Origin of the sequence: Mesorhizobium sp. B1-1-7 (assembly GCF_006442705.1) — a bacterium.
Lineage (GTDB): Bacteria > Pseudomonadota > Alphaproteobacteria > Rhizobiales > Rhizobiaceae > Mesorhizobium > Mesorhizobium opportunistum.
The window spans coordinates 44714-60688 of record NZ_VFWQ01000016.1 but is presented as its reverse complement, the minus strand read 5'-3'; the positions used below and the strand labels follow the sequence as shown (position 1 = coordinate 60688).

Genomic DNA, 15975 nt, shown 5'->3' with positions numbered 1-15975 from the left:
AGTTAGACCCGTCTCCACAATCAAAGAAGGGCGCCGCAGCGATGCGGCGCCCTTTCTGTTTGCGGACATTGCTAGGCCGCGTTGCGAGCCAGCGCCCGCTGGTTGGAGGCGTAGATCGTATCGCGCTCCGGCAAGGCGCCGGTCTTCAGGCACTCCAACCACTCGGCGGTCTTGAGCACCGCCGCGAAGCGCGACTGCAGGATGATCGTGACCACGCGGTGAATCTCCTCCGCCGAGGCATAGCCGGCGCTGTTGGCATAGGGTAGCGAGCCGGTGGCGTCGGACAGGAATTCGACCGCAAAGCCCATATGCACGGCGTGGATGATGGTCGACAGATCGCAATTGTGCGTCATGTAGCCGACCACCGTGAGCGTATCGATGGCGTTGGCGCGCAGCCAATCCTCGAGGTCGGTGCCGGTGAAGGCGGAGGGCAGGTTCTTTTCGATATAGTGGTCGCGGCCGCGCCTGGCGATCTCGGGATGCAGTTCTGCGCCATGGCTGCCCTTGGCGAAAACTGGCGATGTCTCGGGTGCCATCTGCTTGATGACCACTACCTTGACGCCGGCAGCAGTGGCCGCATCCATCGCCCGCGCCACGTTGACGACGCTGTCGCGGAACGGCGGATGCTGGATGGCGAGATTGCCGCCATCATAGTCGTTCTGGACGTCGATGACGATGAGAGCGCGGCGCGGTGCGGTTTTGACTGGGTCAGACATGGTGTTTTCCTTTCGGCTTGAATGCGATGGGGCCGAAAATAGCCATATCGCCGAGCGACCAAAAGTGTCCCGATTGACATCATTCGAAAGAATTGGGACAATCCGAGATCACTTGCTGGAACCCCCATGACCGACCCGATCATTGCCGTCCTAGCCTTCGACGGCATCAGCCCATTCCATCTCTCCGTGCCATGCCTGGTGTTCGGCGAGGACAGGACGGCGCTTGGGCTGCCGCGCTTCGACTTCCGCATCTGCGCGGTCAAGGCCGGCCCGGTCCACACCGAAGCCGGACTGACGGTTGCCGCACCGCATGGGCTCGAAGGGCTCGACGGCGCCGATATCGTCATCATCCCAAGCTGGCATCATCTCGGCGAGCCGCCAGCGCCAGTGTTGATGGAGGCGATGCGCAGGGCGCACGAGCATGGCGCATTGATTGTCGGACTGTGTCTCGGAACCTTTGCCATTGCCGCGGCTGGACTGCTTTCAGGCCGCCGCGCCGCGACGCACTGGGCCTACTCCGAGCGGCTGCAGGAACTCCATCCAGACATCGCGGTCGATGCCACGGTGCTCTATGTCGACAATGGAGACGTCGTGACCTCGGCCGGGGTCGCGGCCGGCCTCGACTGCTGTCTCCACATCGTGCGCGCCCGCTACGGCGCGGAAGCCGCACTGCGGCTCGCCCGCCAGATCGTCCTTTCCCCGCACCGCCAGGGCGGGCAGGCGCAATTCATCGAGCGCCCCGTGGCAAAAAGCGCTGACGCCGACCGCTTCACCAGGACGCTTGACGCGGTGCGCGCCACGCTCGGCGAGGCGCACAGCCTCGACAGCGTCGCCGAAGCCGCCGGCCTGACCCGGCGTACCTTCACCCGCCGCTTCCAGAAGTCGATCGGTACCAGTTTTGGCGATTGGCTGACCAGCCAGCGGATCGAGCTGGCGCAGCGGCTGCTGGAAGCGACGGAGAAATCGATGGATATCGTCGCCTTCGAAGCCGGCTTCGGCAGCGCCACCTCGTTGCGCCAGCATTTTGCTGTAAGGCTCAGGACGTCGCCGGCACAATACCGGCGGGAGTTTTCCAGGCGAGGCGATCGGCGGGAGGACATGGTGCACGCAGCGTCCTGAGGCATAACGGCAAAGGGCGCGCGTCGCCGCAGCGCCCTTTGCATTCCGGTCCCCGTGATCAGGGCGATGTGGTCAGGCGACGTCCTCCGGCGATGGCGCACGTTTACGGCCGGTGACCATGGCACGAACAAGGTTTTCGCCATGGCGCAGGCTGGCCAGCAACACGCCACCAACATGCAGCCCGATCAGCACCAGGATGCCATTGCCCAGGATCTTGTGCGTGTCCTCGACCCAACCCACCCCCCACCAAGTGTCGGTGGTCTGCATCCAGCCGGTAAGTGCAATTCCTGCCACGCAGGCCAGAAGTGCCAGCACCATGGCGCCGCCGGCAGGGTTATGGCCGAGATAGCGCTTTTCATCGCCCTTCGCCACATCGGAGAGATACAAGCCGACCGCGCGCGGTCGGCGCACGAACTGATGGAAGCGCGTGTATCCGGATCCGGCCAAGCCGGCGATCAGCCGAGATGTGATCAGCACGCCCGCGCTGTAGCCGGCCAGCTCATGCACCTTCATGATTTCGCCAGAAGACAGCCACGCCACCGCAACGCACAGGACCAGCGACCAGTGAAAGAGGCGGACGTAGGGGCTCCAGACCTGGACCAAAGTCCCTCGTGTCGAAGCGGTGACGTTCATGGCGATCAACCGTCGTCGGAATCGGCGCCAACCGACTCGAGCGTCTTGGGATTAAAGACGGCTTCCAGCTTCTTGCCGTTGGCATCGAGCGCCTTGGCTTCATAGCAGCCGTTTTCCGTCTTGATGCTGCGGACCTTCCAGCCCTCGCTTTCAAGCTTCTTTTGCAGCGCTTCACGCGGCTGCCACTGGTCGGTGGGCACATCGCATCTGTCGGCAGCGAAGGCCGGCCCGGCAAAAACCATCACCAGCGCGGTCAGGATCAGGGGTTTCATCTTGTTTTCTCCATCGGCCAATTCCGATGTCGCGGACCCTGCCCCTGAAACCTGACAGCAGCCTGAACGCACCTCGCCGTGAAAGCACCTTGCCCTGAACGCACTTCGCATTGTCCAAAAGCCGCGATTGGCTTTCGTTCAGCTTGCTGTCAGCCTTGTGCCGCATGAAGGCGGCGTGTTGCCGTGGACACGGAGGCAAGGTGCGCGTTCTGCTGATCGAAGACGACCCCGTGCTGGGCGAGGCGGTGCGCGATCACATCGCCGCCGACGGCCATGCCGTGGACTGGAGCACGACGCTTGGCGGTGCCGGCGATCACCTGCGGGTCGTCTCTTATGAACTCGTCCTGCTCGACCTGCATCTGCCTGATGGCAAGGGCCTCGAATTCCTGAAAACGCTGCGTCGTAAGGGCGCTGATACGCCAGTCATCATCCTGACCGCGCGCGACCAGCTCTCGGACCGCATAGCGGGCCTGAATTCCGGCGCCGACGACTATCTGGTCAAGCCCTTCCATCTCGGCGAGTTGTCCGCACGCCTTGCCGCGGTCGCGCGCCGCTATGCCGGAAACCCGAACCCTTTGGTCCGGCTCGGACTCCTCGAGATCGATCAAGCGGCCCGCCGCGTCGTGGTTAACGGCGCTGAGGCCATGCTGACGTCCCGCGAATGGGCAGTGCTGGAGCAGTTCTTGCGCCGGCCCGGCATGACGATAGGCAAGAACCAGATCGAGGATGCACTCTATGCCTTTGGCGCAGAGATCGAAAGCAACACCGTCGAAGTCTATGTTAGCCGCCTGCGCAAGAAGATCGGGCGCGGAGCGTTGACGACCGTAAGGGGGCTAGGCTACCGGCTGGCATCTCCATGAGGATCCTCGACAGCCTTGCGGGTCGCGTCGTTGTCTCGCTGATCCTGCTGACGGTCGCCTTCGGCCTCGTCGCCGCGGGCACTGGAAGTATCACGCTGCATCGTGAAATCAACGAAGCCATGGACAGTTCCATGCAGGAATCAGCGCGTCGGCTGCTGCCGCTGGTCATCGACGATCTTTTCGGACGCGAGCCGTCGCAATCGCCGCGCCGGCTTGCGGAGGCTGTTTCGGACGACGACGGTGGCCGCCTGATTTTCCAAGTGCGGGACGCCGGCGGTCGCGTTCTCATACACTCCTATGATGCTCCCGCGGAGCCGCTCACGGCTGAACTCGTGCAGGGATTTTCCGAGGCTTCTGGATGGCGCATCTACACCGAGCCGGCGGTCAGCGGCACGGTCTTCATTCAGGTCGCCGAGCTCGATGCACGGCGCAATGAGGAAACGCTGGAAGCCGCCACCGGCTTTCTGATACCGATGGTCATCCTCATTCCGTTGAGCGCGCTGGTCGCGTGGCTGACCCTGGCGCGCTTCCTGAGGCCGATCGCGACGCTGCGCGGCGAGATTAGCGCCCGTCACGGTGACAATCTCGCTCCGATCCGCACCGACGACCTACCCTCCGAACTCGCGGCCATCGCCAAGTCTGTCAACAGCCTGATGCGGCGTCTCAACATGGCACTCGACGCCGAAAAGGAATTCACGGCGAATGCCGCGCATGAACTGCGCACACCGATCGCCGGCGCGCTGGCCCAGACGGAGCGACTGATCGCGGAAGCTTCGGACGAGGCAGAAAAAAAGCGCCCACGCCAGATAAGGGCGGCCCTGTCCGATCTCGCCGACCTGTCCGAAAAGCTGATGCAGCTAGCGCGTGCCGATGCTGGAGTAGCAGTTGCCGGCAAACCAGCCGATCTTGCCGCGGTCGCAGCATTGGTGGTCGAAGACTTCGAGCAGCGCGGCCAGAACAATGGCCGCCTTCGCCTTAAGACGCCTGACAATGGCAAGGCGCTGGTCGCGATCGACACAGATGCACTGGCAATAATCCTGCGCAACCTGATCGAGAACGCATTGCGGCATGGCACCGAAGGCGGCGAAGTTGTCATTCGCATCACTGATGATGCCCGGCTCAGCGTGGTCAACCAAGGTCCGGTGGTTCCGGCCCCGGATGGCCTTGTCAAACGGTTCGAACGCGGTGAAACACGTGCCGAAGGATCAGGCCTCGGACTGGCGATCGTCAATAGAATACTACAACAGATCGGTGCGACCCTGACCCTGGATTCACCGGCTTCCGGCCAGCAGGACGGCTTTGAAGCAACGATCCGCTTTCCCGCCGCATAACGTCAATCGAGTTTAACCGCCCGCGCCGGATTGCCGACCACCGTGGTGTCGGCTGGCACGTCGCGCGTCACCACCGCGCCGGCGCCGACGATGGCACCCTCGCCGATGCTGACGCCGCCAAGGATGACCGCGCTACCGCCGATCCAGGCATTTGCGCCGATCTCGACCGGCCTGGCGATCTCCAGTCCCGCCTGCCGTCCCGCCGCTTGCCTGTGGTGCTCGGCGCAGTAGATCTGGACATTGGGGCCGAGCAGCGTTCCGATGCCGATGCGCACCGGCGCCGTGTCCAGGATAGTGCAGCCGGCATTGAGAAAAACATTGTCGCCGAGAAAGATGTTGAAGCCGTAGGCGCAGTGGAACGGCGCCTCGATGCGGGAGCCAGTGCCAGCGGCGCCGAGCAGCGCCTTCAGGCTCGGCCCGAGATTGCCGCGCTGGCGGGGCGGCAGCGTATTATGCTCGAACACGGCGTCGCGCGCCGTGGCGCGCAGCGCCTCCAATTCGTCATCGAGGCAGGTGTACCATTGGCCGGCGGCCATCCTTGTGCGGTCGCTCTCAGCCATGAAGGGTCTCCAATCGACGTCATTGCAAAGCACAATCGCGGCCGGCAGAAAAGTGCCGACGCAAGCACTGGCCAAATATCGGACCTATGGTAGCCTGCCTGCTCAGGGCTGTCCTGGCCCGGCGATCGAGGGGATCGACCATGCTTTATGTTCTCGCACTGCTGATCGGTGTCATTGCCGGCCTGCGCGCCATGACCGCGCCGGCCGCCGTCGCCTGGGGCGCCTGGCTCGGCCGGCTGCCGGTTGCCGGCACCTGGGCGAGCTTCATGGGCCACTGGGCCGCCGTCGGCATCTTCACCATCCTGGCCATCGTCGAGCTGGTCACAGACCAGCTGCCGTCGACGCCCAGCCGCAAGGTGCCGCAGCAGTTTGGCGCCCGCATAATCATGGGCGCCTTCACTGGTGCGGTGATCGGCGCAACTGGCGGCGCCACCGTCGGCGGCCTGATCGCCGGCGCCATCGGCGCGGTCATCGGCACGCTGGGTGGCGCCGAGGCGCGCGGCCGGCTGGCAGCGGCTTTCGGCAAGGATCCGCCCGCCGCCTTCATCGAGGACGCGGTGGCGATCATCGGCGGCCTGCTGATCGTGGCGGCGGTGGCATGACAGCCAAGACTTTCGACGCCATCATCATCGGCGCTGGCCAGGCGGGGTCGCCATTGGCCGGCCGGCTGACGGCCGCTGGCATGAGCGTGGCGCTGATCGAGCGCAAGCTGGTCGGCGGCACCTGCGTCAACACCGGCTGCATGCCGACCAAGACCATGGTCGCCAGCGCCTATGCCGCGCATCTCGCCAGGCGCGCCGCCGATTATGGCGTGACGCTCTCAGGCCCCGTCGGGGTCGACTACAAAGTGATCAAGGCGCGCAAGGACAAGGTGACGATCAACGCCCGCACCAATCTGGAGACATGGATCGCCGGCATGAAGGGCTGCACCCTCTATCGCGGCCACGCACGCTTCGAGACCGCCAACACGGTGCGCGTCGGCGACGAGCTTCTGACCGCCGAAAAGGTCTTCCTCAACACCGGCGGCCGCGCTTCTGTGGCCGACCTGCCCGGCGTCCACGACATCGACTACCTGACCAATTCCACGATGATGGATTTAGACGTGCTGCCGCGCCACCTGATCGTTGTCGGCGGCAGCTACATCTCGCTCGAATTCGCGCAGATGTTCCGCCGCTTCGGCTCGGAAGTCACCGTCATCGAAAAGAGCCCGCGCCTGACCGGCCGCGAGGACGAGGACGTCTCCGCCGCCATCCTGTCGATTCTCGAAAACGAAGACATCGCCGTCCATCTCGGCGCCGACGACATCGGCTTTGCCAGACAGGGCGGGGATATCGCCGTGACCTTCTCCGTCGGCAAGCCGCCGGCTGTCGGCTCGCACGTGCTGCTGGCGCTCGGCCGCACCCCCAACACCGACGATCTCGGGCTCGACAAGGCCGGCGTGGAAGTCGACAAACGCGGCTTCGTCACCGTCGATGACCAGTTGCGCACCAGCGTGCCGGGCATCTGGGCGATGGGCGACTGCAACGGCAGGGGCGCCTTCACCCACACCTCCTACAACGACTATGAGATCGTCGCCGCCAACTTGCTCGACAACGATCCGCGCAAGGTCAGCGACCGCATCGAGGCCTACGCGCTCTACATCGACCCGCCGCTCGGCCGCTGCGGCATGACAGAGGCCGCGGTCAAGAAATCCGGCCGCCGGGCGCTGATCGGCCAACGGCCGATGACGCGCGTCGGCCGCGCCGTCGAAAAGGGCGAGACGCAAGGCTTCATGAAGATCCTTGTCGATGCCGACACCAGGGAAATCCTCGGCTGTTCGGTGCTCGGTCCTGGCGGCGACGAGGCGGTGCATTGCGTGCTCGACCTGATGTACGCCAAGGCGCCCGTCGACACGCTGGCGCGCGCCATGCACATCCATCCGACCGTCTCGGAATTGCTTCCCACCATCGCGCAGGAGCTGAAGCCGCTGGCCTGAAACCTATTCGGCTTCCGGTCGGGTGCCTCGGCAGCCCGTTGCAGGTCTGCTCCATCCTTTCTGCATTGCTGCATTGCAGCGATGTATGTTGCGCCTGGCATGGATCCTCGCGCAGTCTAAATTGAACCGATTCAGCCTGGACGCCCCATGCCTTTGCCGATCCTTGCGCTTGCCATTGCGTCCTTCTGCATTGGCACCACCGAATTCGTCATCATGGGGCTGCTGCCGGAGGTCGCCGCCGATCTCGGCGTGACGATCCCCGCCGCCGGCTTGCTGGTCACCGGCTATGCGCTGGGCGTCGTCTTCGGCGCGCCGATCGTCGCCATGGCCACGGCGCATCTGCCACGCAAGCCGGTGCTGGTCGGGTTGGCCGCTCTGTTTGTTGTCGGCAATCTGTTCTGCGCCATCGCCCCCAACTACTGGCTGCTGATGGCCGCGCGCGTCTTCACCGCCTTCGGCCACGGCGCCTTCTTCGGCATCGGCTCGGTCGTCGCGGCAAGCCTGGTGCCCCGCAACAAGCGCGCCAGCGCCATCGCGCTGATGTTCGCCGGGCTGACGCTGTCCAACATTCTGGGCGTCCCGGCCGGCACGGCGCTTGGCGAAGCTTTCGGCTGGCGCTCCACCTTCCTCGCCGTGGTCGGCATCGGCCTGATCTCGGTCGCGGCCATCGCCTGGCTGGTGCCGTCCGATGTCGCCGAGCCGAGCGGCGGCGGCCTGCGCGGCGAACTGCGCGTGCTGGGCAAGTTGCAGGTCTGGCTGGCGATGCTGATCGCCTCGCTAGCCTCGGCCAGCCTGTTCGCCGTCTTCACCTACATCAAGCCCTACCTCACCGACGTGTCCGGCCTGTCGACCTCGGCGGTCACCTGGGTGCTCTTGCTGTTCGGCGCCGGCATGACCATCGGCAACGTCATCGGCGGCCGGCTGGCCGACTGGAAGCTGATGCCGACAGTCATCGGCACGCTGCTTTTGATGGCGGTCCTGTTCGTCGGCTTCATGCAGTTCGGCGCGATCCCAAGCGTCGCCATCGGCGTGGTCTTCCTGTGGGGGCTGCTGGTCTTCGTCGTCGTGCCGCCGCTGCAAATCCGCGTCGTCGAGGCGGCTTCCGAAGGACCGAACCTTGCCGCCACGCTCAACCAGGGCGCCTTCAATGTCGGCAACGCCAGCGGGGCATGGATCGGCGGCGTGGCCCTTTCGGCTGGCGTTTCCTATGCCCATCTGCCCCTGGTCGGCGCGGTGCTCGCTTTGCTGGCGGTCACCGTGGCGGTGCTGTCACAGGCCCTGGACCGGCGGATCCCCGTCGCACAACCCGCCGAGTAGTGCGCCCATAGCGCGACAAATTGGACCAATCGACAATGGCCTCGCCGCGGGGCATGTCTCTCCGCCTGCCGAAGGAGGAAGTCATGCAGAAATCGATCGAACGCATCGCCGGCGACAGCGATGGCGTTTCCTACGAATTCCCGGTGTTCCGCTTCACCGGCGCCGACAAGGCGGCGCCCTCGGCCTATCTGCAGGCGGCACTCCATGCCGGCGAACTGCCGGGCGTGGTCGCCATCGATGCCTTGATGCCGATGCTCGCCAAGGCCGAAGCCGAAGGCCGCATCAAGGGCAACATCACCATCGTGCCATGGGCCAACCCGATCGGCCGCGCCCAGTATCATTTCGGCGAGCATCAGGGCCGCTTCCATCTGGGCACCCGCACCAACTTCAACAGAGGCTTTCCGTTGCTTGCGGCACCCGATGCCAAGCTTTTGCCCGACACCACGTTCGGCGGCGCCGACCAACGGTTGAAGTCACGCCTGGTGCAGCTGTCGCTCGGCAACGACATCGTGCTCGACCTGCATTGCGACGACGAAGGCCTGGCCTATCTCTACATCCACACCAGCCTATGGCCGGCCATGGCCGATTGCGCCGCCGCCATGGCCATCGACGCGGTGGTGCTGTGGAGCGAGGACACCGACGGTACTTTCGAGGGCGCCTCGATCATGCCCTACCAGAACATTCCCGCCGAGGTGGCGAAGCTCGACCGCCGCGTCGCCACCACGGTCGAATATCGCGGCATCCTCGACGTCGATGGCCCGCTGGCCAGCGCTGATGCCGCAGGCCTCTACCGACTGCTGGTGGCACGCGGCGTGGTCACCGATGCCACGCTTCCCGCACCCGATCCGTTCAAGGGTGTCGTCGCCCCGTTGGAAAACATCGACATGATGCCGGCGCCCCGGGCTGGCGCTGTCCTCTATGACGTAAAGCCCGGCGACCGCGTCGCGCGGGGTGCGCGGCTGGCCACCATCGTGCATGCGCCGGGCGAGGCCGATGGCCACACCGAAGTGTTCGCGCCGCAGGACGGCCTCATCCTGACCCGCCGCTCGCGCCGCATCATCCGCGCCGGCGAGGATTTGCTGAAACTGGTCGGCGACAGGAAGAGCGCCGACGCCAGGTCAGGCACGCTCGAGGACTGAATTACCCCGAGATCGCCTGTCGCGCCTTCGCCTCCAGCCACTCAGCCATCTGCCGGTAAGGCACGGGACCATGGCTGATGCGGGCGACGCCGAGTTCGGCCAGCTGTTGCCGCGGCGGCACATGCGCCAGCGCGATGATGTTGACCGGCAGCGTCGTGGCCTTGCACAGCGCCTCGATTAGCCCTTCGTCACCAAGACCCGGCGCAAAGAAGCCGCTTGCCCCGGCCTGTTCATAGGCATGCGCGCGCTCGATCGCCTGGTCGAGCAGGGCCCTGTCATGCGCATCGGGCTTCGCCTTGAGGAAGACGTCGGTGCGGGCGTTGAGGAAGGCCGGGATGCCGGAGGCCTTGACGGCTGCTGCAGCCGCCTCGACTCGCTTTACCTGCACGGCAATGTCGTGCAGGCCGGTGCCGCCGACAATCTGGTCCTCGAAATTGAAGCCGATGGCGCCGGCCCGCAAGGCACGCGTCACCGTTTGGGCGACGACCTCCGGCTCGACGCCATAGCCGCCCTCGAGGTCCATGGTCACCGGCAGATCGACCGCCGCCACGATGCGCTTGATGTTGTCGAGCGCCAGTTCCAGCGGGATCTTCTCGCCATCGGCGTAGCCAAAGGCGGCCGCGACCGGCCAGCTTCCGGTGGCGATGGCCTTGGCGCCCGCTTTCTCGACGATCTTGGCCGAACCCGGATCCCAGGCATTGTAGAGAACCACCGGATTTCCCTTGACGTGAAGGGAATGGAACGTTCGCGCGCGCTCGATCTGGTCGGTCATGATGTCTATCCCGTTTTCTCGATGTTGGACACGCAGTTTAGGCAGGGCTACCGGCTGTGGCGATGTGCCATGGGCCTGAGAAGCGGCGGCCACCGAACAGACTTTTCAAATCAGTTGCGTATCCGGTTTTTCGCCGCTATGGATTTCGCCATGAACATGCGTTCGACCAAGACCATTTGGTGGTGGGCCTGCTGACAGCGGCCTGTTCGAACGCTTGCGCGTGAAAAGAGAGGGTGGCCGCAACGGAATGTCCGGGCGGCCATTTGTTTTTTCAAAAGCCAGTCCCGGGTCCGTTGCCCAACAAGCTGATGGAGACGGCAATGACGATGAAGGTTCTGGAAAACGGCGCTGAAAGCTTCGTGACCGCGGGTGGCATCACCATCACCCGCGAGCGTCACGACAAGCCCTATGCGGGAGCCATCGACAGCTATGTCGATGGCTTGAATTCGCGCCGAGGCGCGGTGTTCTCCTCGAATTACGAATATCCCGGCCGCTACACGCGCTGGGACACCGCCATCATCGATCCGCCGCTGGTGATCTCGGCGCGCGGCCGCGCCATGCGCATCGAGGCGCTGAACGGCCGCGGCGAGGCGCTGTTGCCGGTCATCGGCAAGACGCTCGGCGACCTTTCCGAGGTGACGATCGCCGAAACTTCAAAGAAACTCATCCGCCTCGACGTCGCCAAGCCCGGCCGCGTCTTCACCGAGGAAGAGCGCAGCCGCGTTCCCTCGGTCTTCACTGTCCTGCGCGCCATCACTGCTTTGTTCAAGACCGCCGAAGACGCCAATCTCGGCCTCTACGGCGCCTTCGGCTACGACCTCGCCTTCCAGTTCGACCCGGTCGACTACAAGCTCGAGCGCAAGCCTAGCCAGCGCGACCTCGTGCTGTTCCTGCCCGACGAAATCCTGGTCGTCGACCATTATTCGGCCAAGGCCTGGACCGACCGCTACGACTATTCGGGCGAGGGTTTTTCCACCGAGGGCCTGCCGCGCGACGAAATCGCCGAGCCGTTCAAGACCGCCGACCGCATCCCGCCGCGCGGCGACCACGAGCCCGGCGAATACGCCAATCTGGTGCGCCGCGCGATGGACTCGTTCAAACGCGGCGACCTGTTCGAAGTCGTACCCGGCCAGATGTTCTACGAGCGCTGCGAGACGCAGCCCTCGGAGATTTCGCGCAAGCTGAAGTCGATCAACCCCTCGCCCTATTCCTTCTTCATCAATCTGGGCGAAGGCGAATACCTGATCGGCGCCTCGCCCGAAATGTTCGTGCGCGTCAACGGCCGCCGCGTCGAAACCTGCCCGATCTCGGGCACCATCGCGCGCGGTGACGACGCCATTTCGGACAGCGAGCAGATCCTGAAACTGCTCAACTCGAAGAAGGACGAATCCGAGCTCACAATGTGCTCGGACGTCGACCGCAACGACAAGTCGCGGGTCTGCGAACCGGGCTCGGTACGCGTGATCGGCCGCCGCCAGATCGAGATGTATTCGCGGCTGATCCACACCGTCGATCACATCGAGGGCCGCCTGCGCGAAGGCATGGACGCCTTCGACGCGTTTCTCTCGCACGCCTGGGCGGTCACCGTCACCGGCGCGCCCAAACTGTGGGCCATGCGCTTCATCGAGCAGAATGAGAAGAGCCCGCGCGCCTGGTATGGCGGTGCGATCGGCATGGTCAATTTCAACGGCGACATGAACACCGGCCTGACGCTGCGCACCATCCGCATCAAGGACGGCATCGCAGAGGTGCGCGCCGGTGCCACGCTGCTTTTCGACAGCATTCCCGAGGAAGAAGAAGCCGAAACCGAACTGAAGGCATCCGCCATGCTCTCCGCCATCCGCGACGCCAAGGCAGGCAATTCCGCCAGCACCGAGCGCACCACCGCGCGCGTCGGTGACGGCGTCAACATCCTGCTCGTCGACCACGAAGACTCCTTCGTCCACACGCTCGCCAACTACTTCCGGCAGACCGGCGCCAATGTCTCGACGGTGCGCACGCCGGTGCCGGAGGAAGTCTTCGACCGGCTGAAGCCCGACCTCGTCGTGCTGTCGCCCGGCCCTGGCACGCCGAAGGATTTCGACTGCGCCGCCACCATCGCACGAGCTCGTGCCCGCGAGCTGCCGATCTTCGGCGTCTGCCTTGGCTTGCAGGCGCTGGCGGAGGCCTATGGCGGGGAACTCAGGCAGTTGCATATTCCCATGCACGGCAAGCCGTCGCGCATCCGCGTCTCCAAGCCGGGCATCATCTTTTCCGGCCTGCCCAAGGAAGTCACCGTCGGCCGCTACCACTCGATCTTCGCCGATCCGGTGCGGCTGCCGGATGACTTCATCGTCACGGCCGAGACCGAGGACGGCGTCATCATGGCCTTCGAGCACCGCAAGGAGCCCATCGCCGCTGTCCAGTTCCACCCGGAATCGATCATGACGCTTGGCCACAATGCCGGCATGCGCATCATCGAGAACATCGTTGCCCATTTGCCGCGCAAGGCCAAGGAAAAGGCAGCCTGAACTCAATGGCCGAAGCCGAGAACACGGTGGCGATCGCGGCCAAGGCCGCGGCGAAGCGCAAGGTCGCCAACCTTGCCTTCTGGTCGATCATCATTGCCGCGATCGTGCTCGGCCTGAAAATCGTCGCCTGGTACGTGACCGGCTCCGTCGCGCTCTATTCCGACGCGCTGGAATCGATCGTCAACGTCATCGCCTCGGCCGCCGCCTTCTGGGCGATCCAGGTCAGCTACAAGCCCGCCGACCAGGATCACCCGTTCGGTCATCACAAGGCGGAATATTTCTCGGCAGTGCTCGAAGGCGTGCTGATCGTGCTCGCCGCCCTTCTGATCCTGAACGAAGTCTGGCGCTCCTGGCAGACACCGGCGCCACTCGAGCAGCCCTGGGAAGGTCTTGCCGTCAACGGCGTCGCCACCGTCATCAACGCCTTCTGGGCCTGGACGCTGATCCGCGCCGGCCGGGCCGAGAAGTCGCCGGCGCTGGTCGCCGACGGCAACCACATCATGACCGACGTGGTCACCTCGATCGGCGTCTTCGGCGGCCTGGTCGGGGCCATCCTGACCGGCTGGCAGATCCTCGATCCGGCTCTCGCCGTCCTCGTTGCGCTCAACATCCTGTGGCAGGGCTGGCACGTCATCGGCTCGTCGATGAACGGACTGATGGACCGTGCCGTCGACACGAAGGAAAACATGCGCATCCGCGACGTCATCTCGGCCAACTGCAAGGGCGCGCTGGAGGTGCATGACCTCAAGACCCGCATCGCAGGCCGCGCCACCTTCATCGAGTTCCACCTGGTCGTCGACGCCGACATGTCCGTCGGCGCCAGCCACGTCATCTGCGACCGCATCGAGGACGCGCTAAAGGCCGAAATCCCCTCGGTGCGCGTCACCATCCACGTCGAGCCCGACGACGAAGCCAAGCTGCCCAAGGGCACGACGGCCGTGCCGTTCGCATAGCCTGCAGTTTGCGAGGCCTGTCGAGATTCAGGTCAGGCCGAGCCGAGAATGGTGGCTTCCGAGAACCGGAGCGGAGCGTACTTAAGTACGTGAGCACCGGAAGCGCAGGAAGCTGCCGTTCGCAGGCCGGCATCACCTGAATATCGGCAGGCCTCACGGGGCGCAGGCTGATTGCGGCATTGGCTGCAGCCTGTAGACCTTGTCGTCGGATTGCGTCTTGCCGGCGGCGGCCTTCGAGCAGAGATCGACGATCGCCAGGCTGCTGTTGGGATTGGCCAGCATCATCGTGCCGTTGGCACCGCGCTTGAGGAAAATCTCCTTCTGCGCGATGTCGCAGGAGAAATCGCTCATCTTCGAACTCGCGGCACAACGCCACTGGTCGGCCTCGCCCTGGCAGGAATAGGTCTGCGTGACCTTGCCCGACTTCTGCCGCGTCGTGACCGAGACGGCAATGTCGGCGCCGTCGGGCCAATTGGCGGCGTCGCCGCCGGAGGCATAGGATGCCAGTTCCACCGGGCCGCGGAAAACCCGGATCGATTGCGTCAGCTGGCCGGGATGCGAGGCCAAATGCGACGCGTCATAGTCGCGGCCATAGCAAAAGGCCTGGTCGGGCTTCAGCCGCTCGCGCAACGGCGCCCCGAGCGCTGGATCGATCGGATCGATGCGCGCGAACTCCGCCTTGCAGGTCGCGGCCGGCATCGGGTCGAGGCGGAAATTGTCGTCCTCCTTGCCGAGCGCCTGCCTGTCGTATTCGGCCGCGCCCAGTTCTTCTTCCGAATCTGCATCGAGATAGATATCGGACGACAGATCGGACAGGAGCAGCCGGCCCTTGTCGTCGACCTTCAGCGACGCCAGCGTGCGGTCGCAATCCATGCCGCAACGGATCTGGCCCGATGCGTCGTCCTCGGACGCATGATTGCACCAGCCGCCTGCCCATTGCGGCGCCTTGGCGCCGCGCACGGTGGTGGTGAGGAAACCATTGTAGGATGTGTCCGAATTCGCCGACGGCTCCTCGTTCGGCCTGCTGACCGGATCGTGACCATAGTAGAAGAAGATCCGCGCCACCTTCTGCTTCGGATACGCCTTCATATGCGCCGCGTCATAGACCCGGCCGAAACAGGCGTCCGCCCCGTTCGGGCTGAGTTCGGTCAGTTTGAGCGCATTGTCGGCAGCGGCCGTGCCTGCCAGCAAACCGAGCAACGCGACACCAAATCCGGCGCCGGCGACTGTCTTCCATTCCCCTGCCCTGAACGTCATGTGACCCCTCCTCGCATCGACAGGACGTAACGTCAATTTATGCTAGTATTGCGGCTGGAGCCACGCAAATCGCTGAGAAATCCGAGGAGGGGTGCCATGCGCCGACGCGACATGTTCCGCGCGGTTCTTGCCGGAACCGGAACGCTTCTCGGCCTGCGGGCGGTGCAGGCCGCGGCTACCGAGCCCGCCAGGCTGAAGGTCGCCTATCACCTGAGCGATGTGGACAAGGTCAACTTTGTGCTCGGCAACATCAAGAACCATTACGAGGGCACTGGCGGCAATGTCGACATCGTGCTCGTCGTGCATGGCCCGGCCCTTGCCGGCTTCAAGTCGAAGGGCATATCGGCGGCGGTCTCCGGCCGCTTCGCCGGCCTGGTGCAGCAGGGGCTGGAGCCGCATGCCTGCGCCAACACCATGCACGGCATGGACATTTCGCTGGCCGACCTGCTGGCCGGCTTCCATGCCGCCGACAAGGGTGGTGTCGTCAAGCTCGCCGAACTGCAAAGCCAGGGCTATGCCTATCTCAGGCCATAGTGCACAGTCTTGGCTGGACGGTCGCGA

General features: G+C 64.7%; 16 protein-coding genes. 10 read left to right on the top strand and 6 right to left on the bottom strand.

Annotated elements, in window-relative coordinates; translation table 11 throughout:
* Nucleotides 1-71: 71 nt before the first annotated feature.
* Nucleotides 72-716 carry a cysteine hydrolase family protein gene (locus FJ978_RS25170; protein ID WP_140574817.1) on the bottom strand — a complete coding sequence of 215 codons (645 nt, stop codon included), beginning with the start codon at nt 714-716 and terminating at the stop codon, nt 72-74.
* Between the two features lie 126 nt (nt 717-842).
* Between FJ978_RS25170 and FJ978_RS25165 the strand changes: the two genes are divergently transcribed.
* Nucleotides 843-1835 carry a helix-turn-helix domain-containing protein gene (locus FJ978_RS25165; protein WP_140574815.1) on the top strand — a complete coding sequence of 331 codons (993 nt, stop codon included), beginning with the start codon at nt 843-845 and terminating at the stop codon, nt 1833-1835.
* Between the two features lie 72 nt (nt 1836-1907).
* On the opposite strand, the gene FJ978_RS25160 is transcribed toward FJ978_RS25165, so the two are convergent.
* On the bottom strand, nt 1908-2468 hold the full coding sequence (locus FJ978_RS25160) for a cytochrome b/b6 domain-containing protein (protein ID WP_140574813.1): 561 nt from the start codon (nt 2466-2468) through the stop codon (nt 1908-1910).
* A 5-nt stretch (nt 2469-2473) separates the two neighbouring features.
* The gene (locus tag FJ978_RS25155) at nt 2474-2740 is read right to left on the bottom strand and encodes a PepSY domain-containing protein (RefSeq protein WP_013893424.1); all 267 of its coding nucleotides are present in this window, start codon (nt 2738-2740) and stop codon (nt 2474-2476) included.
* 200 nt (nt 2741-2940) lie between these two features.
* Here FJ978_RS25155 and FJ978_RS25150 point away from each other — a divergent pair, with 200 nt between their 5' ends.
* Nucleotides 2941-3600: a response regulator transcription factor gene (locus tag FJ978_RS25150; protein ID WP_013893423.1), complete on the top strand. Its 660-nt coding sequence runs from the start codon at nt 2941-2943 to the stop codon at nt 3598-3600.
* Nucleotides 3597-4931: an ATP-binding protein gene (locus FJ978_RS25145; protein WP_140574811.1), complete on the top strand. Its 1335-nt coding sequence runs from the start codon at nt 3597-3599 to the stop codon at nt 4929-4931. Before FJ978_RS25150 ends, FJ978_RS25145 begins: the two co-directional genes overlap by 4 nt.
* A gap of 2 nt (nt 4932-4933) precedes the next feature.
* Here FJ978_RS25145 and FJ978_RS25140 read toward each other — a convergent pair whose 3' ends face one another.
* The gene (locus FJ978_RS25140) at nt 4934-5491 is read right to left on the bottom strand and encodes a sugar O-acetyltransferase (RefSeq protein ID WP_140574809.1); all 558 of its coding nucleotides are present in this window, start codon (nt 5489-5491) and stop codon (nt 4934-4936) included.
* Nucleotides 5492-5631: 140 nt separating this feature from the next.
* On the opposite strand from FJ978_RS25140, the gene FJ978_RS25135 reads away from it, so the two are divergent.
* The 4 genes from FJ978_RS25135 to FJ978_RS25120 all read left to right on the top strand — a co-directional run bounded on the left by FJ978_RS25135 (nt 5632) and on the right by FJ978_RS25120 (nt 9922).
* The gene (locus FJ978_RS25135; protein ID WP_140574807.1) at nt 5632-6093 is read left to right on the top strand and encodes a DUF4126 domain-containing protein; all 462 of its coding nucleotides are present in this window, start codon (nt 5632-5634) and stop codon (nt 6091-6093) included.
* Entirely contained in the window at nt 6090-7466 is a 1377-nt protein-coding gene (locus FJ978_RS25130) for an FAD-containing oxidoreductase (protein WP_140574805.1), read from the top strand. The genes FJ978_RS25135 and FJ978_RS25130 overlap by 4 nt, the downstream gene beginning before the upstream one ends.
* A 147-nt stretch (nt 7467-7613) precedes the next feature.
* Nucleotides 7614-8783, top strand: a complete 1170-nt coding sequence (locus FJ978_RS25125; protein WP_140574803.1) for an MFS transporter — start codon at nt 7614-7616, stop codon at nt 8781-8783.
* Between the two features lie 83 nt (nt 8784-8866).
* Nucleotides 8867-9922, top strand: a complete 1056-nt coding sequence (locus FJ978_RS25120) for a succinylglutamate desuccinylase/aspartoacylase family protein (protein WP_140574801.1) — start codon at nt 8867-8869, stop codon at nt 9920-9922.
* 1 nt (nt 9923) lies between these two features.
* Here the strand turns inward: FJ978_RS25120 and FJ978_RS25115 are convergent, their stop codons facing one another.
* A complete protein-coding gene (locus FJ978_RS25115) occupies nt 9924-10694 on the bottom strand; it encodes an isocitrate lyase/phosphoenolpyruvate mutase family protein (protein WP_140574799.1) in 771 nt (256 codons plus the stop codon).
* 320 nt (nt 10695-11014) lie between these two features.
* Here FJ978_RS25115 and FJ978_RS25110 point away from each other — a divergent pair, with 320 nt between their 5' ends.
* Together FJ978_RS25110 and FJ978_RS25105 are read left to right on the top strand one after the other, a co-directional pair.
* Nucleotides 11015-13204: an anthranilate synthase gene (locus FJ978_RS25110; RefSeq protein WP_140574797.1), complete on the top strand. Its 2190-nt coding sequence runs from the start codon at nt 11015-11017 to the stop codon at nt 13202-13204.
* Nucleotides 13205-13209: 5 nt separating this feature from the next.
* A complete protein-coding gene (locus FJ978_RS25105) occupies nt 13210-14157 on the top strand; it encodes a cation diffusion facilitator family transporter (RefSeq protein WP_013893414.1) in 948 nt (315 codons plus the stop codon).
* Nucleotides 14158-14310: 153 nt separating this feature from the next.
* On the opposite strand, the gene FJ978_RS25100 is transcribed toward FJ978_RS25105, so the two are convergent.
* Nucleotides 14311-15414, bottom strand: a complete 1104-nt coding sequence (locus FJ978_RS25100) for a hypothetical protein (protein WP_140574795.1) — start codon at nt 15412-15414, stop codon at nt 14311-14313.
* Nucleotides 15415-15510: 96 nt separating this feature from the next.
* Here FJ978_RS25100 and FJ978_RS25095 point away from each other — a divergent pair, with 96 nt between their 5' ends.
* Complete coding sequence (locus FJ978_RS25095) at nt 15511-15948, top strand: DsrE family protein (RefSeq protein ID WP_013893412.1); 438 nt, start codon at nt 15511-15513, stop codon at nt 15946-15948.
* The last annotated feature ends 27 nt before the right edge of the window (nt 15949-15975 follow it).